The 23329-nt window shown below is 56.7% G+C and carries 22 protein-coding genes; 15 read left to right on the top strand and 7 right to left on the bottom strand.

The window, feature by feature from the left end; translation table 11 throughout:
- Nucleotides 1-17: 17 nt before the first annotated feature.
- Both hrpA and QOY30_RS02225 read right to left on the bottom strand, forming a co-directional pair.
- Nucleotides 18-4487, bottom strand: a complete 4470-nt coding sequence (gene hrpA, locus QOY30_RS02230) for an ATP-dependent RNA helicase HrpA (RefSeq protein WP_283743009.1) — start codon at nt 4485-4487, stop codon at nt 18-20.
- 73 nt (nt 4488-4560) lie between these two features.
- Entirely contained in the window at nt 4561-6237 is a 1677-nt protein-coding gene (locus QOY30_RS02225; protein WP_283743008.1) for a sensor histidine kinase, read from the bottom strand.
- Between the two features lie 287 nt (nt 6238-6524).
- On the opposite strand from QOY30_RS02225, the gene QOY30_RS02220 reads away from it, so the two are divergent.
- Nucleotides 6525-7193, top strand: a complete 669-nt coding sequence (locus tag QOY30_RS02220; RefSeq protein WP_283743007.1) for a prepilin-type N-terminal cleavage/methylation domain-containing protein — start codon at nt 6525-6527, stop codon at nt 7191-7193.
- A gap of 256 nt (nt 7194-7449) precedes the next feature.
- On the opposite strand, the gene QOY30_RS02215 is transcribed toward QOY30_RS02220, so the two are convergent.
- The gene (locus QOY30_RS02215) at nt 7450-9426 is read right to left on the bottom strand and encodes a monovalent cation:proton antiporter family protein (protein ID WP_283743006.1); all 1977 of its coding nucleotides are present in this window, start codon (nt 9424-9426) and stop codon (nt 7450-7452) included.
- 64 nt (nt 9427-9490) lie between these two features.
- Between QOY30_RS02215 and QOY30_RS02210 the strand changes: the two genes are divergently transcribed.
- The 13 genes from QOY30_RS02210 to QOY30_RS02150 all read left to right on the top strand — a co-directional run bounded on the left by QOY30_RS02210 (nt 9491) and on the right by QOY30_RS02150 (nt 18571).
- Nucleotides 9491-10477, top strand: coding sequence for a KpsF/GutQ family sugar-phosphate isomerase (locus QOY30_RS02210; protein WP_283743005.1), 987 nt, complete (start codon nt 9491-9493; stop codon nt 10475-10477).
- Nucleotides 10474-10995 carry a KdsC family phosphatase gene (locus tag QOY30_RS02205; protein ID WP_283743004.1) on the top strand — a complete coding sequence of 174 codons (522 nt, stop codon included), beginning with the start codon at nt 10474-10476 and terminating at the stop codon, nt 10993-10995. Before QOY30_RS02210 ends, QOY30_RS02205 begins: the two co-directional genes overlap by 4 nt.
- Nucleotides 10995-11582, top strand: a complete 588-nt coding sequence (gene lptC / locus QOY30_RS02200; protein ID WP_283743003.1) for an LPS export ABC transporter periplasmic protein LptC — start codon at nt 10995-10997, stop codon at nt 11580-11582. The genes QOY30_RS02205 and lptC overlap by 1 nt, the downstream gene beginning before the upstream one ends.
- Nucleotides 11563-12162, top strand: a complete 600-nt coding sequence (gene lptA / locus QOY30_RS02195) for a lipopolysaccharide transport periplasmic protein LptA (RefSeq protein ID WP_283743002.1) — start codon at nt 11563-11565, stop codon at nt 12160-12162. Before lptC ends, lptA begins: the two co-directional genes overlap by 20 nt.
- On the top strand, nt 12159-12881 hold the full coding sequence (gene lptB / locus QOY30_RS02190) for an LPS export ABC transporter ATP-binding protein (RefSeq protein WP_283743001.1): 723 nt from the start codon (nt 12159-12161) through the stop codon (nt 12879-12881). The genes lptA and lptB overlap by 4 nt, the downstream gene beginning before the upstream one ends.
- 37 nt (nt 12882-12918) lie before the next feature.
- Complete coding sequence (locus tag QOY30_RS02185; RefSeq protein ID WP_283743000.1) at nt 12919-14358, top strand: RNA polymerase factor sigma-54; 1440 nt, start codon at nt 12919-12921, stop codon at nt 14356-14358.
- A 16-nt stretch (nt 14359-14374) separates the two neighbouring features.
- Entirely contained in the window at nt 14375-14698 is a 324-nt protein-coding gene (gene hpf / locus QOY30_RS02180) for a ribosome hibernation-promoting factor, HPF/YfiA family (RefSeq protein WP_283742999.1), read from the top strand.
- A 56-nt stretch (nt 14699-14754) separates the two neighbouring features.
- Nucleotides 14755-15210, top strand: coding sequence for a PTS sugar transporter subunit IIA (locus tag QOY30_RS02175; protein WP_283742998.1), 456 nt, complete (start codon nt 14755-14757; stop codon nt 15208-15210).
- A gap of 10 nt (nt 15211-15220) precedes the next feature.
- Nucleotides 15221-16156 (top strand): HPr(Ser) kinase/phosphatase, encoded by a 936-nt coding sequence (hprK, locus tag QOY30_RS02170; protein ID WP_283742997.1) that lies wholly within the window; start codon nt 15221-15223, stop codon nt 16154-16156.
- A 1-nt stretch (nt 16157) separates the two neighbouring features.
- On the top strand, nt 16158-17003 hold the full coding sequence (rapZ, locus tag QOY30_RS02165; RefSeq protein WP_283742996.1) for an RNase adapter RapZ: 846 nt from the start codon (nt 16158-16160) through the stop codon (nt 17001-17003).
- Between the two features lie 2 nt (nt 17004-17005).
- Nucleotides 17006-17374, top strand: coding sequence for a NusG domain II-containing protein (locus QOY30_RS02160; RefSeq protein WP_283742995.1), 369 nt, complete (start codon nt 17006-17008; stop codon nt 17372-17374).
- 118 nt (nt 17375-17492) lie between these two features.
- Nucleotides 17493-17975 (top strand): Gx transporter family protein, encoded by a 483-nt coding sequence (locus QOY30_RS02155; protein ID WP_283746010.1) that lies wholly within the window; start codon nt 17493-17495, stop codon nt 17973-17975.
- Nucleotides 17972-18571, top strand: coding sequence for a flavin prenyltransferase UbiX (locus tag QOY30_RS02150; protein ID WP_283742994.1), 600 nt, complete (start codon nt 17972-17974; stop codon nt 18569-18571). Before QOY30_RS02155 ends, QOY30_RS02150 begins: the two co-directional genes overlap by 4 nt.
- 335 nt (nt 18572-18906) lie before the next feature.
- Here QOY30_RS02150 and QOY30_RS02145 read toward each other — a convergent pair whose 3' ends face one another.
- From QOY30_RS02145 to QOY30_RS18065, 3 genes are all read right to left on the bottom strand, one after another.
- Nucleotides 18907-19617: a hypothetical protein gene (locus QOY30_RS02145; RefSeq protein ID WP_283742993.1), complete on the bottom strand. Its 711-nt coding sequence runs from the start codon at nt 19615-19617 to the stop codon at nt 18907-18909.
- 296 nt (nt 19618-19913) lie between these two features.
- Complete coding sequence (locus QOY30_RS02140) at nt 19914-20948, bottom strand: tyrosine-type recombinase/integrase (RefSeq protein ID WP_283742992.1); 1035 nt, start codon at nt 20946-20948, stop codon at nt 19914-19916.
- A complete protein-coding gene (locus QOY30_RS18065) occupies nt 20858-21172 on the bottom strand; it encodes a helix-turn-helix domain-containing protein (RefSeq protein WP_502958702.1) in 315 nt (104 codons plus the stop codon). Before QOY30_RS18065 ends, QOY30_RS02140 begins: the two co-directional genes overlap by 91 nt.
- A 206-nt stretch (nt 21173-21378) precedes the next feature.
- On the opposite strand from QOY30_RS18065, the gene QOY30_RS02135 reads away from it, so the two are divergent.
- A complete protein-coding gene (locus QOY30_RS02135) occupies nt 21379-22371 on the top strand; it encodes a hypothetical protein (protein WP_283742991.1) in 993 nt (330 codons plus the stop codon).
- A gap of 440 nt (nt 22372-22811) precedes the next feature.
- On the opposite strand, the gene QOY30_RS02130 is transcribed toward QOY30_RS02135, so the two are convergent.
- Nucleotides 22812-22955: an HU family DNA-binding protein gene (locus tag QOY30_RS02130; RefSeq protein ID WP_349496672.1), complete on the bottom strand. Its 144-nt coding sequence runs from the start codon at nt 22953-22955 to the stop codon at nt 22812-22814.
- Between the last annotated feature and the right edge of the window lie 374 nt (nt 22956-23329).

The raw sequence follows: 23329 nt of genomic DNA, 5'->3' as shown, positions 1-23329 counted from the left end.
TTCAACTTGTTCCCATTTTAACTGCTTAAGCCTGCCAGCATCTTTTCCAGACGCTTTACCGACACGATCACCGGTGTTTTCAGCTCCTGCGCATAGAGCGAGACGCGCAACTCCTGCATCATCCAGCCGAAATCTTCCAGCCGCGCATCAACCTCGCCATGCTGTGCAGATAATCTTCGCTGCCATTGCTGCAGCAAAGGATACATCTGCGCCATGTTCTGCGCATCGCGTGCCGGGTTCGTACGCAGTTTTTCCAGACGCACGTTGATCGCTTTCAGATAGCGCGGCATATGCTGCATGCGTTCATACGGCGTGCGCGCGACCCACTCCTTGCCCAGCAACCAGTCACACTGCTGGCGTATGTCCTGCAACACCTGAGCGTGCGCCTTGAATCCGGGCAGCATTTTTTGCAGGGCATGATGCTCTGCCAGCACTGCCGCAACCAGACGCGCGATTTCCTGTGCCACCAGATTCAGCCGCGCTTTCGCATCTTTGCAGCGCGCGGCGAAATCCTTCTCAGTTTCCGGCCACGGCTCGTTCAGGCAGCAGCGATCGAAAGTTACAGCGAGCACCTGCCGCTGCAAATCCTGTTGTGAGCCGAAAGGCAAAAACTGCATGGCCATCGCTTGCAGACCCGGCAGGTTCTTCTCCAGGTACTTCACCTGCTCTTTCAGCGCCAGCATGAACAAGCGCCGCAAGCCCAGACGCTGCGCGGCTTGTGCTGTATCGCGCGTGTCGAAACTCTGCAAGGTCACCGCGTCGCCCGCGTCCACCAGCGCGTTGAACACGGTGATGGTCTGTCCTGCACGGCTTTCCTCGCGCGTAGCCTTGAAATCCTCGAATTTCCATTCGGTGTAATGCTCCCCGGCGCTCTTCAGCTGCGGAGCCGCATTCTTCGCAACGGCCACCGGTGCCGCGACGGTTTGCTTCGGCGCCCACTCCCCGCGCAACTGCGCAAAGTTGCGCGACATGCCGAGTTGTCGCCCGTGCTCGTCCACCACCCGGAAATTCATCAGAAGGTGCGCAGGCAATTGTTCCAACCGGAACGCATCCAGCGGCACATCCAATTGTTTCTGCTCGCGGATGTAACGTGACAGCGCCTGCAACAGCGGCGTATCCGAAGGCTTTACAGCCGCACTGAACGCCGCCGCGAATTCCGGTACCGGCACGCAATTGCGGCGAATCTTCTGCGGCAGCGACTTCACCAACTGCGCAATCTTTTCCGGCAAAACTCCCGGCACCAGATATTCACAGCGCGCCGCTGACACTTGATTGAGCAAGGCCTGCGGCACGGTCAGCGTGACGCCGTCGTCGTTCTTGCCCGGCGCGAAGTTGTAAGCCAAGGCATAGCTCACGTTGTTCATCATCATCTGCGGCGGGAACTGTTCGGTGGTGATGCCGGCCGCCTCGTGCCGCATCAGGTCGTCCTTCTTCAGGTACAACAGTTTCGGTTGCTCGCGCTCGGCCTCCTTGCGCCAATGCTCGAATGCCGCGCCGTTGTGTATTCCTGCCGGGATACGCTCATCGTAGAACGCGAAGATCAGTTCGTCGTCCACCAGCACATCGGGGCGGCGTGCCTTGTGTTCCAGCGCTTCGATATCGGCGATCAGTTTCTGGTTGTGGGTAAAGAACGGCGCCTGCGTGTTAAACTCGCCTGTCACCAGTGCCTCGCGTATGAAAATTTCGCGTGACTCCGCCACGTTCATCGGCCCGTAATGCACGCGTTTCTTCGGATTGATGATCAGACCGTACAAGGTACTGCGTTCCCATGCCGCCACCTGGGCCGCCTTCTTCTCCCAGTGCGCATCGAAGTAGCTGCGTTTGATCAGGTGCGCGCCGACTTCTTCCAGCCATTCCGGTTCGATGCGCGCCACGCAGCGCGCGAACAGCTTGGTCGTCTCCACGATCTCCGCCGCCACCACCCACTTGGTGCCCTTCTTCGCCAGCACCGAGTTCGACGCGATGAAGAACTTGATCTCGCGCGCGCCGAGGTAATACGGCTCCTTGTCCACCCCCTTGCAGCCGATGTTACCGAGCAGGCCGGTCAACAGCGCCTTGTGTATCTGTTCGTAGGTGGCGGGTTGCTCGTTGAAGCGCATGCCCATCTCCGACACCTGTGCATGCAACTGCTGGTGCAGCTCGTGCCATTCGCGCAGGCGCAGCGGCGACAGAAATTTGTCGCGGCACTCGGTCGCCCACAACTTGTTGGTCTTCTTGTGTTTGATCGCGTCCTGGAACCACGCCCACAACTTGATGTAGGCGAGGAAATCCGAGCGCTCGTCGTTGAAGCGCTGATGCGCCGCATCGGCTGCCTCGCGCCGTTCCGCCGGGCGGTCGCGCGGGTCTTGCAGGGCCAGCGCGCTGGCGATGATGAGGATCTCGTTGAGACATTGGTATTGCCGCCCCGCGAGCAACAGCCGCGCTACCTTGGGGTCAAGCGGCAGCTTGGCCAGTTCGTGGCCGAGCGGTGTGAGCTGGCGAGCACCCTCACCCCTAGCCCCTCTTCCCGAGGGCGAGGGGAACTGGCTCCCTCCCCCTTCCCTCACCCCATGCCCTCTCCCAGGGGGAGAGGGGTTATTCACGGGTTGGGGTGAGGGCACGCCCTCCGCTATCGCCCCCAACTCAGTGAGCAATTGATAACCATCCGCAATGGCGCGCGAACCCGGCGGCTCGATGAACGGGAATTCTTCCACCTCTCCCAGCCCCAATGCGCTCATGCGCAAAATCACGGTAGCCAGCGATACACGAAATATCTCGGCATCGGTAAACTCGGGGCGTTGCAGAAAATCCGCTTCTTCATACAAACGGATGCACACGCCGCTCATCACCCGGCCACAACGACCGGCGCGCTGGTTGGCGGCGGCGCGCGAGATATTCTCGATGCGCAACTGCTCCACCTTCTGTCGCACGCTGTAGCGGTTGACGCGCGCCAGACCACTGTCGATCACGTAGCCGATGTTGGGCACGGTAAGCGACGTCTCCGCAACATTGGTCGCCAGCACCACGCGGCGCACACCGGAAGCGGGTTTGAACACGCGATCCTGCTCGGCGATGGACAGGCGCGAGAACAGCGGCAGGATTTCGATACCCTTGTGCTGATGCTTGCGCAGGGCCTCTGCGGTATCGCGTATCTCGCGTTCGCCGGGCAGGAATACCAGCACATCGCCTTTTAAGCCGCCGATACTTAATTCATCCAGCGCACTGCATATCGCCTGCGGAACATCCTGCGTATCGCCTTCTTCGTTTTGTTGCGGCGGGCGGTAGCGTATCTCGACAGGGTAGGTACGACCGGTAACTTGGATGATGGGAGCCGGCTGCATGCTTGGAGATTGAGCTTCGCTGACTGAGCGCTCCCTCACCCCAACCCCTCTCCCGGGGGGAGAGGGGTTTAATTCAGAGAGCCGCTCAGACTCCCTCTCCCCCCGGGAGAGGGGTGGGATGAGGGAACCCACCGCATTCAACCAATCAAACAGCGATTGCAGCACCCCCTCCGTATTCGTCAGCACCTCGTTGTTCCAAAACCGCAGCACGGTGATCCCCTGCTCCTGCAACCATGCACTGCGTTTTTCATCATGCTTGTTTTGCGCATCCTCTGTGTGTTGTCCACCATCCAGCTCAATGGCGAGTTTCACTTCATGACAATAGAAATCGAGGATGTATGAACCCAGCGGGTGCTGGCGGCGAAACTTGCAATCTAGCAGTTGCCTGTCTCTCAGTAGCGCCCAAAGCAACTGCTCTGCGTCTGTTGAGTTCTTGCGTAATTCGCGTGCGTGGGTAAGCAGGATTTCCGGGATTATTGGGTAATTCTCCCTCACCCCAGCCCTCTCCCAGAGGGCGAGGGAGCCAGAGTTGCGGAGCGGGGTTAGCCCCTCGCCCTCTGGGAGAGGGGTTGGGGTGAGGGAACTCGCAGCAAAATGCTTCGCAAATCTCTCCGCATCCAGCGTCGCCGAGGTGATGATCAGCTTGAGATCGGGGCGGCGCGGGAGCAGTTGCCGCAGATAGCCCAGCAGAAAATCGATGTTCAGCGAGCGTTCATGCGCCTCGTCGATGATGATGGTGTCGTATTGCCTGAGCTGCGGGTCGTGGTGTATCTCCGCCAGCAGGATGCCGTCGGTCATCAGTTTGATGCAGGTATCGGGCGACACCTTGTCGTTGAAGCGCACCTTGTAGCCGACCAGTCCACCGAGTTCAGACTTCAACTCATGCGCAATACGCGCACCCACCGAACGTGCCGCCACCCTGCGCGGCTGGGTATGCCCGATGACACCCAGCACACCGCGTCCGAGACTCAAGCAAATCTTGGGTAGTTGCGTGGTCTTGCCCGAACCCGTCTCGCCGCACACGATGATGACCTGATGCTTTTCGATCGCCTGCACCAACTCCTCGCGCCGCGCCACGACAGGCAGGTCGGCGGGGTATTCGATGGCGGAGAGTTGCTGTATACGCGCCAGGCGGCGCTGGGCAAGGGGTGACAAGACGGCATTCATGGAAACGTGATTTTACCTGCTACGGATGCTGCCCGCACAAAATAGAGCCGGGGTTTTATATTTGGAATGAGGCCTATTGCGTCTTCGTCAACCGGAACGTCACTTTCCCTTCCTTGTTCTCGCTCAACTCCAGCAGGTAGCCCGATTGCGCCGCCCAGCGCGCAACCTGATACAGGCCGATCCCCATGCCGCTTTCCGACGGGACGATCGTATTCAGTACTTGCTGGGCAATGTTGCCGGGAATGGCGCTACCGCTATCGCTGATGCAGAGACTGAACGGCTCGGTTTCCAGGGAAACATCGACGGTGATCGCGGAATTGCTCTGGGATTTTTTGCAGGCGTTGTCGATCAGGTTGTCGGAGACGCAATCAAACAGCGGGGCCGGTATCGGCCGGTCATCCAGGCGCTTCGGCGCATTCCAGGCAATGCCGCGATGCTGGTGCCGCTGCCGCAATCCTTCCCACCAGGCCGCCAGCGGCATTTCAACCTCCTCCTCCTGAGCCTGCGGATTCTTGAGTTTGGTCAGGATAAGTTCGATGCGCTGGGTCAGCACAGGCAACTGGCGTTGCAGAATGGGTTGCGCCTTTTCCGGCTGATGCTGGGCCACCGAAGTCAGTGCGAACAGGGATTGCAGCATGTTCTTGAGATCATGGGTCAGGCGCGCGCCCGTCTCGTAGATAACCTGCTGGCGTGTGATCTCGCGCAAGGACTGCTCGCGTCGCTTGGCCTGGTAGAAGTGCCCCATCAAATGAGTGAGCAAACGGACATGCAGCAGCACGGTGGGTGTAACGGATTGGCGGCTGAACAGGACAAGCTTCAGGTCTTGGTCAACCATTTCTATACGATGCTTGTTGAAAGTTCCCAGCTTTCCTTGCCCGCATTCCGATGTCCACAACAGCCCCGATATCCAGGGCATCTCGGCAAGATATTCGGTTGCGCGAATCAGGAAGGCTTCCGGATTCTGTTCCTGATTTGCCGCCGCCGAAAGCCGCCCCAGCCATTTCTCGAGCGGAGTGCCGATGGTCAACAGATAGCGAGAGAACAGGGCCTGAAAACCGGAAAATCCCAGGCGCGGATTCCACAACCCGCCCAGCGCCAACAGTACGATGGCGATAAAGAACAAGGTGCGCAGCAAGGCATTGAGATAGTCGATATGTTCCAGGGTCATGAAGGCGAGACTGCCCAGCACCAGCGAAGCCAGCAGGGTGAACAGCAGCAGGATGTAGATGAAGTCCACCGCCTGTTCGGTTTCCGCCTGATCGCGCTCGGCGGGTATGAGCGCCATGCCGACCAGCAGCAGCGGCAAACCCACGTCCATCAGGCCGCTCATCACCTCATCCATGCCGGGCAGGCTAAACAAGTGCGGCGCAACATACAAGATCAGTATGGACAGCAGGTAAGCCATCACCAGCAGGTAATACAGACGCTGCCAGCGCGCATGAAAGGAAAACACGCGACCGCCGACCAACGCGAACAGCACGCTGACCCAGAACGCCAGCACCCACCAGTTGAACAGGAAAATCGTGACCAGACTGATGGCGATGATGAACGCCGCAGCGCTGGTGCGCAGCTTTCTTTCCCCGTGCCACAACGGTTGCCACAACAGAAACGACCCCAGATGCATCAGCAACAGCGGGTGCATCCACAAACTACCGGGTCCCAGCCAAAGCGCCAAGTGCAACGCCACCAGCATGGCATACGAGATCCAGCGGCTGGAACGCATCAGTTTTTTTAGGGAAAATGTCCGCATCTCGTCAATTTCGTCTGAAATTCATCATCTTGAGAGTAAATGCTTCAAGTTTAACCCAGATAATCCGCCAGTCCTACGGGCACGCATTCCCGGCATGCGGTCCGCCGGGAATCGGCTGAACCTCGACAGGGCGGCACCCGGGCGGAAGCTCTCGATCCGCCGGATTTTGCCCCGGATGGAAACAACAACAAGATTTGCCTGCACCTCATTGTATGGCATGGCTATTGCTAAATTCTCCGAGCACGGCTACATTTAGCAAACAACGACCCCTTTGGAGAAACATAACAATGAAACGCAACCAATCCGGCTTCACCTTAATTGAAATCGCCATCGTACTGGTGATCATCGGCCTCCTGCTCGGCGGCGTGCTCAAGGGTCAGGAGCTCATCAATAGTGCCAAGGTGAAAAATCTGGCGACGGACTTCAGGAATGTTCCAGTATACATTTATGGTTATCAGGACAAGTTCAGGGCGCTGCCAGGCGATGATATCCAAGCGGTAAGCCATGTTGGGGCTGCAGCCGGACATAACGGCAATGGAGATGGGCTAATTGGTGGGGCATGGGATTCAATCACATTAACTGATGAGAGCCAATATTTCTGGGAGCATATCAGGCTTGCTGGATTAGCAGCAGGGCCAACGAGCGGAGGAGATCTTCTACCTACAAACTCGGTTGGTGGCGTAATCGGCATCACTAGCTCGGCCAATTTCACTGATCCATCAGCAGGAACAGCAGCGAACCCTAAGATAAACGGTAGTTATATCATTTGTTCTTCTGGCATTTTGGGCAAGTATGCAAAGCAGTTGGATCTTCAGATGGATGACAGCAATCCAATTGGAGGTTCGATAAGGGAATTCTCTAGCAGCAATAGTCGTCCTTCGACACTTACGGTACCTACATTGACGAACGGTATGATTGATGACAATCAAACTTACACCGTCTGCATGGGCGTTTGATAAAACTCCGGCGTGACAATCAAAGCCCGCTTCGGCGGGCTTTTTTCTTGCCGTCACTTTGTGCATGGCCTAGTGCCGGAAATTTCAGAATGTAGTGCGGGCACGCCTTTGTCCCCGCAAAGGGGAGGCCGACGGGTTCCCAACGGCTACGCCTTTACCCGTGCGCTCTGCCCACGCGGATGCCGAACCGTGTGGGCAGACGATAAAGTTGTCTGCCCACCCTGCGATTTTTTCGATAACAAATTTACCTTGGCTCTCAACCCTGGCGCAGCCGCTTCTCCGCCGCTTCCAGCGTCACCGACTGCCCGAGCATCACCAGCACATCGCCCGCACGCAGCACCATGTCGCCGGCCGGCTGGCTGCCTTCCACGTTGTGGCGGCGCACGGCATTCACTTCGACGTTGAGTTCGGCCAGTTTCAGCGCCTGCAAAGGCTTGCCGACCGCGGCATCGCCTTCGTTGAGCATGATGTTCTGGAAGCGCTGCTGCAGACTTTCAGTGGTTTCTCCCACCGAATCCGGTGCCGGCGCGTTGCGGAAGTAGCCGCTGAACATGCTGTAGCGCTTGGCGCGCGTCTCCTGGATGTGGCGGATCACGCGACTGAGCGGCACGCCGGAGAGCAGCAGCGCCTGCGAGGCAAGCATGACGCTGCCTTCGGTGACTTCGGCCACCACTTCGGCCGCACCCGCCTGTTTGAGTGCGCCGATGTGAGTGTCGTCGGCAGTGCGCACCACCACCGGCAGATCGGGGCGCGCTCTCTTCGTGTGATGCAATATCTTGAGTGCGGAAGGTTTGTCGTCGTAGGTGATAACCAATGCCTTGGCGCGCATCAAACCGGCTGCCTGCAGTACTTCAAATTTGCCCGCATCGCCGTACACGACTTTTTCTCCAGCCGCCACGGCTTCGCGCACATTGCGCGAATCGAGATCGAGCGCGATGAAGCTGATCCCTTCTTCGGTCAGAAATTTGCCCAATGTATGTCCGCTACGCCCGTAGCCGCAAATGATGATGTGCTGTTTGCTTAACATGCTGCTCACGGCGATCTGGTGCATCTGCATGGCGCGGTTCATCCATTCTTCCGGCGACAGGCGGCGCACGATGGCTTCGGCATGCTGGATCAGGAACGGTGCGATGAGCATGGAGATCAGCATGGCAGCCAGCACGTTTTGTGTCACATCCGCGGGCAGCAGTTGCACTTCGCCCGTCAGCGTCAACAACACAAAACCGAACTCGCCCGCCTGGGCCAGGCCGATACCGGTGCGCAGCGCCGCGCCCCACTCGCCCGCGAAAGCACGTACCAGCAAGGCCACCACGGCGGCCTTGAAGGGGATCAGGATGAGCAGCAGCAACAGTATCCATCCCCAGCCGGCGATCACCGCGCCCAGGTCCAGCATCATGCCGATGGTGACGAAGAACAGTCCGAGCAAGACATCGCGGAACGGCTTGATGTCTTCTTCCACCTGGTAGCGGTATTCGGTCTCGGAGATCAGCATACCCGCCACGAACGCGCCCAGCGCCAGCGACAGCCCGCTCAGCTCGGTGAGCCAGGCCATGCCGAGCGTGAACAACAGCACGTTGAGCATGAACAGCTCGGAGGATTTTTGCCCGGCCACCAGATGGAACCACGGACGCAGCAAGCGTTGCCCGAAGGTCAGCAATGCCGTCAGCAGGACAACGGCCTTGAGCATGGCAAGCGCAATGGTACTTCCGAGATGAGTGCCGCTTTCCGCCAGCGCGGGGATGATGATGATGAGCGGCACAACGGCCAGATCCTGAAACAGCAGCACGCCCATGATTTTCTGCCCGTGCGGCGTGTTCAGTTCGGCGCGCTCGACCAGCATCTTGCTGACGATGGCGGTGGAAGACATGGCCAGGATGCCGCCCAGTGCCAGGCCGGCGCGCCAGTCGATCTCGAAAAACAGCGACGAAAGCATCACCAGCAGCATGGTTGCCGCAACCTGCGCCGTACCCAGGCCGAACACCAGGCGTTGCATGGCACGCAAACGCGCCAGGCTGAACTCCAAGCCTATGCTGAACATCAGGAACACCACGCCGAACTCGGCCAGATGTCGCGTCTCGGGCGCGTCGGGTATCCAGCCCAGGGCATGCGGCCCGATCAGAATACCGACCAGCAGATAACCGAGCATCGCGGGCAGCTTCAAAATGCGGCACAACACCACCACGCCGACAGCGACGGCCAGCAAGATGAGGATGAGATGGAGCGAACTGTTCATGATCCGATGATGCCACATTTTCAAAAAAACGCCGCCTCCAAACGGCACTGTTATAATCCTGCGCATGAACAAACCATTCTCCGCCGCACCGCATGCGCTCGACCTTGCGCGTCAAGTTTTAATCATCGAAGCCGACGCTGTGCGGGCGCTCACGCAGCGTATCGACAACAACTTTTTGAAGGCGCTGAATCTCATCCTCGCGTGCAAGGGAAGAGTCATCATCAGCGGCATGGGAAAGTCCGGCCACATCGCGCGCAAGATCGCGGCAACCATGTCCAGCACCGGCACGCCCGCTTATTTCGTGCACCCGGGCGAAGCCAGCCACGGCGATCTCGGCATGGTGACGGCACAGGATGTGTTCATCGCGATTTCCTATTCCGGCGAAAGCGATGAGCTGCTCACCATCGTTCCCGCCGTCAAGCGCCAGGGGGCGCACCTCATCAGCCTGACCGGCAATCCCCAATCCAGCCTGGCGCTGGCGGCGGATGCGCATCTCGACGGTTCCGTGGCACAGGAGGCCTGCCCCATGGGCCTCGCTCCCACGGCCAGCACCACGGCCGCACTCGCGCTGGGCGATGCGCTGGCCGTAGCCTTGCTCGATGCCAAAGGTTTCGGCGAAGAAGATTTCGCGCGTTCACATCCCGGCGGCAGCCTGGGGCGCCGCCTGCTTACCCATGTGAGCGACGTCATGCATACCAACGCCAGTATCCCGTCCGTTCCGAACAATGCGACGCTGGCCGATGCGGTGCTGGAGATTTCGCGCAAAGGGCTGGGCATGACCGCCATCGTGGACGACACAAAACATCTGCTCGGCATCTATACCGATGGCGACCTGCGCCGCACGCTGGAAAAGAAAGTGGACTTCAGCACCACGCCGGTCAACACCGTCATGTCGAAAAACCCGCGCTGCATTGGCCCCGACGCGCTGGCGGTCGACGCAGTGCAGATGATGGAGAAATACAACATCAGCCAGTTGCCGGTCGTGGACGACCACAAGAGACTGGTCGGTGCACTGAACATGCACGACCTGCTGAAAGCCAAGGTCATATGACGCTCGCCGAAAGAATCAAACCACTGCGCTTGGTCGCCTTCGATGTGGACGGCGTGCTGACCGACGGCGGGCTGTACCTTTCGGATTCCGGTGAAGAGTTCAAACGCTTCAATTCGCTCGACGGGCATGGCTTGAAAATGCTCAAGGCATCCGGGGTGGAACTGGCCATCATCACCGGCCGCACATCGCGTTGCGTGGAGCAGCGCGCAAAGAATCTCGGGATTGCGCGTTTGTATCAGGGCGTGGAAGACAAGCTCGCGGTAATGCAATCGCTGCTGGCGGAATTGAAACTGGCGCCGGAAGCCGCCGCCTTCATGGGCGACGACGTGGTCGATTTGCCGGTGATGCGCCGGGTCGGATTGGCCCTGAGCGTACCCGCAGCGCCGCAAGTGGTGCGCGACCATGCACATTACGTCAGCCTGCGCGAAGCAGGGCATGGCGCGGTGCGGGAAGTGTGCGAAATGATCCTTGGCGCGCAAGGCACATTAGACGCGCAACTCGCGCCCTACCTGAAGTGATGTTCGCTACCCGCGTCTTCGAAAAAGCCCGCTCATGGCTGCCCTTGCTGCCTTTGCTGCTGATGCTGGCGGCAACCTATTGGCTCAATTTGCAGGTGCAGCCGTTGCCGCAAGCGGAGAGCCAGCAGCGCCACGATGTCGACTACTATGTCGACAACTTCACTGCAACCTCGCTGAACATCCTGGGCCAGCCCCGCTTCATCCTGAAAGCAGAAAAACTGTGGCATTACCCGGACGACGACACCACACACTTGCAGATGCCGCACCTCACGAGTCTATCCCCCGGTCGTCCGCCGACGCTCACCACGTCTCTAACCGGGATGCTTACCAGCAAAGGCGACGAAGTGTACCTCTACGATGAGGTGCACATCGTGCGCCCTGCCACGGCCGACTCCCTCGAACAGGACTTCACCACCGATTACCTGCATGCCATCCCCGACCGCGACTTTGCCGAGACCGACCGGGCTGTGGTGATGAGCGACAAGTACAACGTCATCAATGCTGTCGGCATGCAACTCGATAACAAAGCGGGCACGGTCAAGCTGCTGTCGCACGTCAGAGCCACCCATGAGCCAATCCCGCACTAACGCCGCCGCGCTGTGCGGCCTGCTGCTCCTGATCTGGAGCGGCCTGCTGCACGCCGAAGATGCGGATCGCGACAAACCCATCCATCTGGAGTCGGATCGCGTCGTCGTCGATGACGTCAAGCAAGTCAGCGTGTTCGAGGGCGAAGTCGAACTCACCCAGGGAACGATCCGCATCCGGGCGGAAAAAGTCGTCGTGACGCAGGACAAACTGGGCTTCAAGCATTGCACCGCCACCGGACACCTCGCCAATTTCCGCCAGAAACAGGAAGGCACGGATCAGTACATGGAAGGTTACGGTGAACGAATCGTGTACGATACCCGTGCCGAGGTTGTCGATTTCTACGTGCACGCCCGCGTCAAGCGCGAACTGGACGATGTGCAGGGAGACCACATCGAGTACAGTACCCGTACCGAGGTGTTCAAGGTGTTTGGCGATCCCGCTCATGCCAACGACCCGAACAAGGGCCGCGTGCATGCGGTGATCCAGCCAAAAGCCGAAGAGAGCCCCGACAAACCCGCGCCCAAGAATGCGCCGCTCACCATCGAATCCAGCCCGACATTGACCAACGAAAAACCATGAGTGAACTCAGAACCGTCTCGCTGAACAAGCGCTATCGCGCCCGCACTGTAGTGCATGATGTATCGCTGTCCGTAAAAAGCGGCGAAGTGGTCGGGTTGCTGGGACCAAACGGTGCGGGCAAGACCACCAGCTTCTACATGATCGTCGGCCTGGTCGCTGCGGACGGCGGCGAGATATTCATCGACGACCAGGAAATCACGCACCTCCCCATCCATCGTCGCGCGCGCCTCGGTCTGGCCTATCTGCCGCAGGAAGCCTCCATTTTCCGCCGCCTGACCGTGACCGAAAACATCCGGGCCGTGCTGGAGTTGCAGGGTTATGCCGATGCCGAGATGGACCTGCGGCTGGAAGCGTTGCTGAACGATCTGCACATTACCCATATCCGCGACAATCCGGCCATCAGCCTGTCCGGCGGCGAACGGCGGCGGGTGGAAATCGCCCGTTCGCTGGCAACCGACCCGCGCTTCATCCTGCTCGACGAACCTTTCGCCGGGGTCGATCCCATCGCCGTGATCGACATCCAGAAGATCATCCGTTTCCTCAAGGAACGCGGTATCGGCGTACTCATTACGGACCATAACGTGCGCGAGACGCTGGGTATCTGCGACCGCGCTTACATTATCAACGCCGGTTCGGTAATGGCGGAGGGCAATCCCGACGAAATCATCTATAATGAGGGCGTGAGGAAGGTGTATTTGGGCGAACACTTCAAGCTGTAAAGATCAGGATAAAACCGCCACTCACCGAATAGCCACGATGAAACACTCTCTCCAACTCAGGCAATCCCAACAACTGATGCTCACGCCCCAGTTGCAGCAGGCCATCAAGCTGCTGCAACTTTCGACGCTGGAGATCAATCAGGAGACTGCGCGCCTGCTGGACGAGAATCCCTTCCTTGAGCGCGAGGACGACAGTACCAACCAGACCTATAGCGGCAACAGCAGCTCCGACATCCCCGCCCCTTCCGGCAGTACCGAAACGAGCAGCGCCCCTGCCGAAGCTGAATCACGCAAAGACGACGGCAACGAATGGCCCGAACCTACGTTCTCTTCATCGTCATCCTCGTCCGGCCCTGACGACGAGGACGACGGCTATTCCGAAGTCGCCGCCGAGAAACCCAGCATGCGTGAGCACTTGCTCTGGGAATTGAACATGAGCCAGATGGATCCGCGCGACAAGAAGATCATCGGACTACTCATCGACGCGCTGGACGAAAATGCCTACCTGTCGCAACCGTTGGAAGAAATTTTCGAACTGCTGCCGCCCGAACTGGACATTTCGCTGGACGATCTGGAAACGGCTCTGGTGCAGTTGCAATATCTGGATGCACCCGGTATCGGCGCACGCAACCTGAGCGAATGCCTGGCATTGCAACTGCGTGCCATGCCGGAAGATATACCGGGCCGCGATCTGGCATTGGCCATTGTCAGCGATCATCTGGACTTGCTGGCCGCGCGGGATTTCAGCAAATTGAAAAAGGCCCTGCGCTGCGACGATGACGCCTTGCGCTGCGCACAGGATCTGATCGTGCATCTGCAACCCAAACCCGGTTCGGCCTTCGAGCATCGTGCTGCGGACTATGTGGTGCCGGACGTACTGGTGGAACGCCACGGCGGCATCTGGCGCGCACGTTTGAATCCGGAAGCCATGCCGCGCCTGCGCATCAATCAGGTGTATGCCAACATCCTGCAACAGCGCAACGAGAAGAACGCGCAGGAAATGGCCGGGCAACTGCAGGAAGCGCGCTGGTTCATCAAAAACCTGCAGCAACGTTTCGAAACTATTTTGCGCGTATCGCAGGCCATCGTCGAAAGGCAGCGCCAGTTCTTCGAGCACGGTGACATCGCCATGCGCCCGCTGGTGCTGCGCGAGATCGCCGAACAACTCGAACTGCATGAATCCACCATTTCGCGCGTGACTACACAGAAGTTCATGCTCACCCCGCGCGGCATCTACGAATTCAAATACTTCTTCGGCAGCGGCCTTGCCACCGAAGCGGGCGGTGCGTGCTCATCCACCGCCATCCGTGCACTGATCAAGCAATTGGTCAGCGAGGAAGACGGGAAACACCCGCTCACCGACAGTCGCATGTCAGAAATCCTGGCACAGCAGGGCATTCTAGTCGCCCGCCGTACCGTGGCAAAATACCGCGAGGGGATGAACATCCTTCCGGTAAATCTTCGTAAATCACTCTAACCAAAAGGAGCAGGCCATGAACCTCAACCTCACAGGACGTCACCTCGAAATCACGCCGGCCATCCGCGAACATGTGCTCAGCAAACTGGACAAGGTCAAACGCCATTTCGACAACGTGATCGACATCAACGTGATCCTGTCTGTGGACAAGCTGGTGCAGAAAGCCGAAGCCAACGTCCATGTTTCCGGCAAAGCCATCTTCGCCGAAACCGAGGACAGCAACCTGTATGTGGCCATAGACGCACTGGTCGATTCGCTGGACCGCCAGGTGTTGAAACACAAGGAAAAGTACACCGCGCGTCGCCATGACGAAACCGGCAAGCAAAGCGCAGCAGACTGAAGCGATGCGGGGCAACCAGAAGTGGTTGCCCCGTTTTCTTGTTATGGTGAAATAGTATGAGCCTGATCAGCAAAATTCTAACCCCTGAATGTGTCCTGCTGGACAACGAGTCCACCAGCAAAAAACGCGTATTCGAACGTGTCGGCTTATTGTTCGAAAACACGCTCCATATCGGACGCAGCCAGGTGTTCGACAGCCTGTTCGCTCGCGAAAAACTAGGTTCCACCGGATTGGGGCAAGGAGTAGCCATCCCGCATGGCAGGGTGAAAGGTCTGCGCGAAGCTGCAGCTGCCTTCGTCAAAATGCAGAACCCCATCCCTTTCGACGCACCGGACGGATTGCCGGTGAGTTTCATTTTTGTGTTGCTCGTTCCCGAACGTGCAACCGACCTGCATCTGCAACTGTTGGGCGAATTGGCGCAGATGTTCTGCGACAAATCGTTCCGCGAAAAATTGCAGGCCACCGACGATACTGTCGCGATCCACAAACTCTTCGTCGACTGGCAGGGATAAGGAAATCCATATGGCTCAGGTCAACATCCAGCAACTCTTCGAGGACAAGCAGGAACGCCTGGGCCTGACCTGGGTGGGCGGCGCAAAGGGCGGTGACCGCATGCTTGAGAGCGAGATCGTCAACGCTTCCAACCGCGGCCTGATCGGCCACATGAATGTGATCCATCCGAACTGGGTACAGGTATTCAGCAGCACCGAACTCGATTATCTGCATGCGCTCTCGCCTTCCGATCTGGCCGTTACGCTGACGCAGTTGGAACAAAGCGAGCCTCTATGTCTGATCGTGGCGGGCGAGACCGAGATACCAAAGGGTCTGCTGGACTTCGCCAATCGCACCCATACCCCGTTGTTCCAGTCACCCTTGGGCAGCGTGCAACTGATGTGGATGATTCGCCACTACATCGTCAAGGGGCTGGCCGATTCGACCACGCGCCACGGCGTTTTTCTCGATGCGCTCGGCGTCGGCGTCATGATCACCGGCGACAGCGGCGTGGGCAAGAGCGAGCTGGCGCTGGAACTGATCACGCGCGGTAGCGGACTGGTGGCCGACGACATCACCGAGTTGTATCGCATCTCGCCGGAGACGCTGGAAGGACGCTGCCCGGAATTGTTGCGCGACTTCCTGGAAGTGCGCGGCCTGGGCATGCTCAACATTCGCACCATGTTCGGCGAGACAGCGGTGCGCCGCAAGAAGAGCCTCAAGCTGATCGTGCATCTTTATCGTCCGCCGCACGACGACCTTTCCAAACTGGAGCGCCTGCCGACTTCCGGCTTCGAGGAGATCATGGGCGTCAAAATCAGCAAGGTCGAGCTGCCCGTGATGGCAGGCCGCAACCTCGCCGTGCTGGTGGAAGCCGCGGCTCGCAACTTCGTGCTGCAGCAGCGCGGGATCAACACCATGCAGGAATTCATTTCGCGCCAGGAAATTCTGATGCGGGGGGCGTGACGTGCAGTTATTTTTGATCAGCGGCTTATCCGGTTCCGGCAAGAGCGTCGCGCTCAATGTGCTCGAAGACAGCGGATATTACTGCGTGGACAATCTGCCTGCCGAACTGCTGCATGTGCTGACGAACAACCTGAAACTGGCAGGCGTGCAAAAAGTCGCCGTCAGCGTCGATGTGCGCAGCGGCAACAGCGTCGTGCTGCTGCCGCAATACATCGAGAAACTCAAGCAGCAGGATATCGATGTGCATTTGCTGTTCCTCGACGCAAATAATGAGACGCTGGTCAAACGCTTCTCCGAAACACGCCGTCTGCATCCCCTGAGCGATGGCGTGAAGACGCTGCCGGAAAGCGTCACTCTGGAGCGCGAATTGCTGGCCGAGATTGCCAGCATCGGCCATCACATCGACACCAGCGACCTCAATGCCAACGCCTTGCGCGCTTGGATCAAACAGTTCATCGCGCTGGATCGCGCGCGCCTCACCCTGCTGTTCGAATCGTTCGCGTTCAAGAACGGCTTGCCGCTGGATGCCGATCTGGTTTTCGATGTGCGCTGCCTGCCCAACCCGCATTACGACCCTGTGTTGCGCCCTTACACCGGACGCGACAAGCCGGTGATCGATTTCCTGGATGGCACGCCGCTCGCGCAAAAGATGTATACCGACATCCGCAACTTCATCGAGAACTGGCTGCCCAGCTTCATCGCCGACAACCGCAGCTACCTCACCGTTGCCATCGGCTGTACCGGCGGACAGCATCGCTCGGTCTACTTCGCCGAAAAGCTGGCGCAACATTTCAAATCGCAGCAACAGGTCCTGCTGCGCCATCGCGAACTCACGCAACAAGCCTGACCGTGCTGCAACATATCAAGCCCGGCGACTACCTCACTTTGCTTGTCGGCGGCCTGTGTACCATTTGGATAACGGTTGCTGTCTGGTCCGGCGGACCGGCAGACAAGGCCCTGATCCGCAGCGGCGGCAAAGTATTTCTTGAAGTGCCGCTGTCGCGCGACCAGCAGATCGAAGTGCCCGGCCCGCTCGGGACCAGCATCGTTACCATCGAAAAGCGCAGGGCACGCATCACCTCCGACCCCAGCCCAAGGCAATATTGCGTGCGCCAGGGCTGGCTGCAACAGGCGGGCGAAATCGCCATCTGTTTGCCGAATCAGGTGAGTGTGGAACTGACGGGAGGGGCGAAGAAATATGACAGCCTCAACTACTGACAAACAGGATTCAGGATACGGGAAACAGGAGACAGGGGAGCAGCGGAATCCCCGTATCCCGCATCCTGCATCCCGTATCCTGCTCAACACCACCGCCGAGGACCATCACATCGCCAGGATGGCTGCGGTGGCACTCGGCCTCACGGTGCTGGAGAACGCCATCCCATCGCCCTTGCCCGGCGTCAAACCGGGACTGGCCAACATCGTCACGCTGATCGTGCTGTCGCGTTACGGATGGAAAACGGCAGCATGGGTGTCGCTGCTGCGCGTTCTGGCGGGCAGCCTGCTGTTCGGCAACTTCCTTGCACCCGGATTCTTCCTCAGCCTGTCCGGTGCGATATGCAGCCTCGCCGTACTCGCACTCAGCCTGCACCTGCCGGCGCGCTGGTTCGGTCCGGTGACCGACAGCATCCTCGCCGCCTTCGCCCACATCGCAGGGCAGATGATCGTGGTCTATCTCTGGCTCATCCCGCACAGCGGCATCGCTTACCTGATCCCCATCTTCGCCACGGCATCCCTGATATTCGGCACGGTGAACGGATTGATCGCGGCCAGTTTCATGGATAATGGCAACAAGGAAAAAACGGAAAATCAACCATGAAAACAATCACCCTCGCTTTGACCGGAGCCTCGGGATTGCCCTACGGCATGCGACTGCTCGAATGCCTGCTGCAAGGGGGACAGCGTGTGCATCTGGTGTACACCCAGGCCGCGCAGATCGTCGCCAAGCAGGAACTGGATTTCACGCTGCCGAACCGTCCGCAGGAAGCGGAACAGATGTTTGCTGATCGCATCGGCAATTTCAGCGGCGAACTCAAAGTGTTCGGCATTCAGGACTGGTACGCGCCGATGGCCTCCGGCTCCAACCCCGGCGATGCGATGGTGGTCTGCCCCTGCACCATGGGCACGCTGGGCAAGATCGCGGGCGGCATCAGCGATGACCTCATCGCCCGCGCGGCGGATGTCATGTTGAAGGAAAAACGCACGTTGATATTAGTGCCCAGAGAGATGCCTTTCTCGGCGATCCATCTGGAGAACATGCTGAAGCTGTCGCATGCGGGTGCGGTGATCATGGCGCCGAATCCGGGGTTCTATCACCATCCGCAGAGTGTGCAGGATATTGTGGATTTTGTGGTGGCGCGGATTTTGGATCATCTTGGGGTGGAACAGAGTTTGATGAAGAAGTGGGGAGAGTAACGCCAGACCGTTCACCGTGAGTACCTGTGACCGTTCGTCCTGAGCTTGTCGAAGGATGGGCGAAGCCCGCCGGTTTTAGAATCAACACCGTCGGGGGTAGCCCGACAGCTAGTCACTTTTCTTGTCTTGCCAAGAAAAGTAACCAAAAGAAATCGCCCCCGGTGCACCGCCCCTTCGGGGTCCCCTGCGTTGCTCGACTGGTCAGGCGGCTGCGGAACTCGCGCTACGCGCTCAGACAGTCCTCGCCGACATCCCCTGACCAGCCTGCGCTACTCGGCGGCGCACAGGGGACGAAAGCAAAATTCAGAACCAATTCGTGACGCCCTGTGCTTACGCTATTGAACTTTGGTCGCATCAAAAAGCCTTCTTGCTAAAGCACTGGTTGGGCCCAACAAGATTGTTGCAAATTCCTTCAAAGGTGGTTCGTCAAACGTATGTGGAGAAATCACCTCCCTAATCCAGTCATCGTAAAAATAGGCAACCTTCAAAGCCATATCAAGGTGAGGGGGTGTACATAAATTATTCAGTGCCCGATGTGCGGCATAATTATCTCGAAAGTGCTTCATCTCTTTCCAGTATCGATTCCATTCCTCCTGATTGATATATGCCCCTCTAAATAGACCGTCACGAAAAGTCTGTTCCAGTTGGCTAGATTGACTCGTGGACAAATGTTTCCAATGTGTTGGATTGGTCCCATCAGAACCGAAGATCATGCACCAATGAACAACAGCCTGAAGAAGATGTGCATCGATTGTGAGTGTCCAGAATTCGTTTTGAAACTGACGTTCTGAATACTGTTTGTGAAGAGCTCGGTAATAAATCACGTGATACACAAACCTCTTCACTATGGGGAACTGAGTCATAAATACTTCAGAGTTGTAATGCTCGATTACCATAACCAATCTCCCTATCGATCCGGCAGAAAATATTTTAGCTCGCGTAGAGCGCAATAACCAACGGCATTTCGCCGCAATGATGCATACCCCATACAATGCGTTACGCTTATTGCATCCTAAAAAGCAAGCATGGCGGGCCTTGCCCGCCATGCTTGTTTCTGCTTTTGACTTTCATTCCCCTGTGCGCCGCCGAGTAGCGCAGGCTGGTCAGGGGTAGTCCGACGAATATGTTTGAGCACGTGACCGCGTAGCGGGTCGTGCGAGTTTATGAGGAGGCCTGATCAGTCGAGCAACGCAGGGAACCCCGAAGGGGCTCACCGGGGTGCCTTTTCTTTGGTTACTTTCTTTTTGGCGAAGCAAAAGAAAGTAACTTGCTGTCGGGCAACCCCCGACGGGGGAAATTACATGAAACAGAGCGCCTTCAAGTGCACTTCCAAATCAAGAGGTTAGGCCGCTAGCGCCATCTCTTGTACTGCTTGTGTAGCTTTTAATGTAGCCAAACCTACGGGCAGATTGACACACTTGGCAAGATGCTGGCTACCCAAATGCGCATAGACCAACACACTTCTATAGTCAGTCCAACCACCAAGCTCTTTCAATTCCAGCAATGTCGTTCCGTTCTGCACGTGCCATGATGCCCACGTCTTCCGAATGTCATGCCAGCGAAAGGACTTGATGCCTGTTGCCTTCAATGCCGCATACCAATCAGGGCGTGCCGTACTCACAATCGGTTTACCATTGTGTGCAAAAACGTACACATCATGGTTACCCTTCTGCGACTCGATCAAGCGGATTGCAACATCACTTAATGGAACGGGAATCGGCCTACGCATCTTGGCATCCGACGCATTCACCCACGCCTGCTTCCTCTCCAAATTCAGCTGAGACCATTTCAAATGGGTTGCATTCGACCTGCGCAAACCCGTCTGAAAACTGAACTCTGCCAAAATAGCCAGATGGTCTGGTAAAGCCGCAACCAATTTATCGGCCTCGTCCCGAGTGATAAACCGCAAGTTGACTTCACTGGTGGGAAACATCCTAACCTTGGGTGATTTGTCCAACCACTCCCAAACCACCGCTTGATGCAGAACTGCTCTCACCAACTTCATCAACCGATTCACCGTCGAGGGTTTAACTCCTTCGGCCAACTTCTTGTCACCGACCTTAGAAAGATACTCTCGATTCATCGTGGCAATATCGACACCGGAAAGGTGCGGGTGTAGCCATTTCAAGATGGAGCGATCAGGTTCGGGCGCTACGACGATCAGCTTTTCAGCGTAAAACTTTTCAACGGCATCATTCCAGGTTCGAACCGGCTTTACGACTTGTTCGGCCTTGTTTAACAATTCCACTCTGAGTTTTGCTTCAAACTCTTTTGCTTCTTTACGTGTTACAGCCCCAGTAGACTGTTGTACAAGCTTTCCTTTGACGGTGAACTTACACCAGATATAGGGGGAGTTTTTTCTTTGGTAAAGTGACATGGTTTAATTTCCTTTGCATGCGCACCTACCAACACCAGCGGCATCGATTGTGCTCTAAAGTGTGTAACAAGGTCAACGTCATAAAAGCGCCAGTTTTTTCCCATCTTGAAGGCTGGCATCTCGCCATGCCGCGCCATCCGTTGCACCGTTTTAGGGTGCAACGTATAGAGTGCGCACACCTGCTCAACCGTCAGCGGCTTCGGTACGTGAGTTCGCAGGGTCATATTCAAGGATTCATCCTCGATTTGATCCACTGGCTCAATTTCAGTTATCCGTCTCTGATTCCGCACTGCCTACCCACCCCGAAAATGACCTAGCAATATTTATCACCGTATGAAGCGAATGATAACTAATTGCTGTAATGGCATAATTCCGGATAAGCTCAGCTTATTGATGGCATAACCGGAACATTTTCAATTAAGGTAAATTAATGGGCAGAAAGAAAGATGCGTTCATTGCACTACCCACAGCACAGCTGCGCGGTAAGTGTTGGACGCGCCATGTGCGTCAGGCGCTGCTCGCTGACAATAAGGTCACACGACCCAATGCGCGTCTTGCGGTAAGAAATGTTGCCAGGGCTTCAAATCCGATCAATGAAGCGATCATTGCCAAAGCAGGCAAAATCCCTTCCGCCAAAAAGCTGGTTGATGCAAAAACCATGGGCGGCGCGGAAATCGTCTCGCGCGGAAGATGGAAAGAATGGTGGGATGGAGTACATCCTCACCCCGGCACAGTTGAACTGATAAATAAGCTGGTGCCTGATTCTCAGAGTTGGTTTCGTTCCCAGCCTGGCAACAATCCTGTTCAGAATTTCCTGTTCGCGCTTGATTTGATTGCAGGGGTACAGAACGATTCCGACTTGTCGATGCAAGCCTTGCTGAGGATCAATCATGAGTGGCGGCCTGTCGCAATTAAGGAAGGCACAGCCAGGTCAATCCGATACATAGGTTGGAAAATGCCCAAACTCTCGGATCAGCGTGTCGATCCTGCCTGGATCACTTCATCATATCAGCCCTTAAAGCCAGCCAGCATTCTTGAGCTGATGCTGTGGGTTGGGCATTACCTGCATGTGCAAGACGGCCCGCATTTTGTGGAGTGGGTTTTTGATATTCTGGCCGCTGCGGTCTTCATAAAATCATTTATCAACAAGACAGAGTTTCCGGTGGATCAACTTAACGATCCGGCGGCAGATATTGTTGCCATGTTGCTCGCTTCGTTCATCCAGTATCGAGGGTCACTGGCAGGCAGCGACGATCCAAAAGAATGGCTCCGAATGCGATGCCACAGCTTCAAGGACGCACTGCCAGAAGGCGATCAGTTCTATTTATTGTTGCTGGCCGCTATCACGGAATTTGACAAGGAATTGAACCGCTACGACATCACCGTTGAAGAAATAAAAGCGATCTTGCCGCTTGGTAAGTGAAGAATGAAATGGCCCCCATTCCGGAAACCAACCAGAACCTAAGTGGTGTATGTGGTGGTTGTGGACAGGCTAGCTCAACACCTCCAATGTACAAACCAAAATCTAAGGTGCGTTGTGGAGAGCGACTAGCCAACGCCTCCCACAATCCCTTGAATTCATGCTCGCGCGAATGTCCGATTTCTGGGGCGGTTATCTAGAGACTATCACCAAAAATCTTTTGGGGAGCCGATGCTAGCAAACTGGCCGATTGGCGCATCTACACCGAATTCGCGTACCAGTAACATGAGCATCAAATTGAAAGTGCAATTAAAGTACACCCGATACAAGGCAAATACGCAAAATAGTCGAGCTCAAACTTTGACTTTGACGTAACGACGACGGCCGCATAAAAGTCGAAACTGATGGGTGGCGACCATTCGGCTTGCCTCTCATTGTCGAAATCAAATCGGCGACGAAAAACGCATATCACCTTTTTTCAGTGTGGTAGTAACGATTTCAAGCAGAGCTGCAATGCTGCGATCAGCATCTGCTTTGGTGTTTCCAGTCTTGGTTGCGAGCGCTTCGATTAGTTCTTGACGGTTCATTTGAGAGTCCATTTGTTATTGGTGAAGAGGAGGATTGTTGTTTATATTTAGTCGATGCGCAATAGGGCAGTTTACCCATGGACCATGTGTCGGGACAACCAGCGCACATCCGGCATGCTATTTCTTACCCTCAACTAACCTTCAAATAGTATTTTGTGTAAGTCTCAAACATACACTTAACACATTGATATTACTTAATTAATGTGTTGACAAGCTCAATTGTTTCGGGAATTATTCAATCCTCGGGTAGCGATGCCTGAGAATAAGCATGCAGCAAAAACTTTGGCTCATTAGAGCGATCTAGTTGAGTCGATTGTCACCTGCGATTAACCAGAGAAAGAAAGGAGTAGGTCATGAAAAACCAAAATACCAAC

This window comes from Sideroxydans sp. CL21 (assembly GCF_902459525.1).
Taxonomy (GTDB): domain Bacteria; phylum Pseudomonadota; class Gammaproteobacteria; order Burkholderiales; family Gallionellaceae; genus Sideroxyarcus.
Note: the sequence above shows the minus strand (reverse complement) of the source record. Positions and strands in the feature narration are given on the sequence as shown.

Bases quoted from the DNA above. Each gene is read 5' to 3' on its own strand.
- QOY30_RS02155 (WP_283746010.1), top strand. From the start codon at position 17,493: ATGGCTGCGGTGGCACTCGGCCTCACGGTGCTGGAGAACGCCATCCCA.
- hprK (WP_283742997.1), top strand. From the start codon at position 15,221: ATGGCTCAGGTCAACATCCAGCAACTCTTCGAGGACAAGCAGGAACGC.
- QOY30_RS02220 (WP_283743007.1), top strand. From the start codon at position 6,525: ATGAAACGCAACCAATCCGGCTTCACCTTAATTGAAATCGCCATCGTA.
- QOY30_RS02150 (WP_283742994.1), top strand. From the start codon at position 17,972: ATGAAAACAATCACCCTCGCTTTGACCGGAGCCTCGGGATTGCCCTAC.
- QOY30_RS02210 (WP_283743005.1), top strand. From the start codon at position 9,491: ATGAACAAACCATTCTCCGCCGCACCGCATGCGCTCGACCTTGCGCGT.
- QOY30_RS02185 (WP_283743000.1), top strand. From the start codon at position 12,919: ATGAAACACTCTCTCCAACTCAGGCAATCCCAACAACTGATGCTCACG.
- QOY30_RS02215 (WP_283743006.1), bottom strand. From the start codon at position 9,426: ATGAACAGTTCGCTCCATCTCATCCTCATCTTGCTGGCCGTCGCTGTC.
- QOY30_RS02140 (WP_283742992.1), bottom strand. From the start codon at position 20,948: ATGTCACTTTACCAAAGAAAAAACTCCCCCTATATCTGGTGTAAGTTC.
- lptA (WP_283743002.1), top strand. From the start codon at position 11,563: ATGAGCCAATCCCGCACTAACGCCGCCGCGCTGTGCGGCCTGCTGCTC.
- QOY30_RS18065 (WP_502958702.1), bottom strand. From the start codon at position 21,172: ATGACCCTGCGAACTCACGTACCGAAGCCGCTGACGGTTGAGCAGGTG.
- QOY30_RS02145 (WP_283742993.1), bottom strand. From the start codon at position 19,617: ATGGCGGGCAAGGCCCGCCATGCTTGCTTTTTAGGATGCAATAAGCGT.
- QOY30_RS02225 (WP_283743008.1), bottom strand. From the start codon at position 6,237: ATGCGGACATTTTCCCTAAAAAAACTGATGCGTTCCAGCCGCTGGATC.
- hrpA (WP_283743009.1), bottom strand. From the start codon at position 4,487: ATGAATGCCGTCTTGTCACCCCTTGCCCAGCGCCGCCTGGCGCGTATA.
- QOY30_RS02205 (WP_283743004.1), top strand. From the start codon at position 10,474: ATGACGCTCGCCGAAAGAATCAAACCACTGCGCTTGGTCGCCTTCGAT.
- QOY30_RS02175 (WP_283742998.1), top strand. From the start codon at position 14,755: ATGAGCCTGATCAGCAAAATTCTAACCCCTGAATGTGTCCTGCTGGAC.
- hpf (WP_283742999.1), top strand. From the start codon at position 14,375: ATGAACCTCAACCTCACAGGACGTCACCTCGAAATCACGCCGGCCATC.
- lptC (WP_283743003.1), top strand. From the start codon at position 10,995: ATGTTCGCTACCCGCGTCTTCGAAAAAGCCCGCTCATGGCTGCCCTTG.
- lptB (WP_283743001.1), top strand. From the start codon at position 12,159: ATGAGTGAACTCAGAACCGTCTCGCTGAACAAGCGCTATCGCGCCCGC.
- QOY30_RS02135 (WP_283742991.1), top strand. From the start codon at position 21,379: ATGGGCAGAAAGAAAGATGCGTTCATTGCACTACCCACAGCACAGCTG.
- QOY30_RS02130 (WP_349496672.1), bottom strand. From the start codon at position 22,955: ATGAACCGTCAAGAACTAATCGAAGCGCTCGCAACCAAGACTGGAAAC.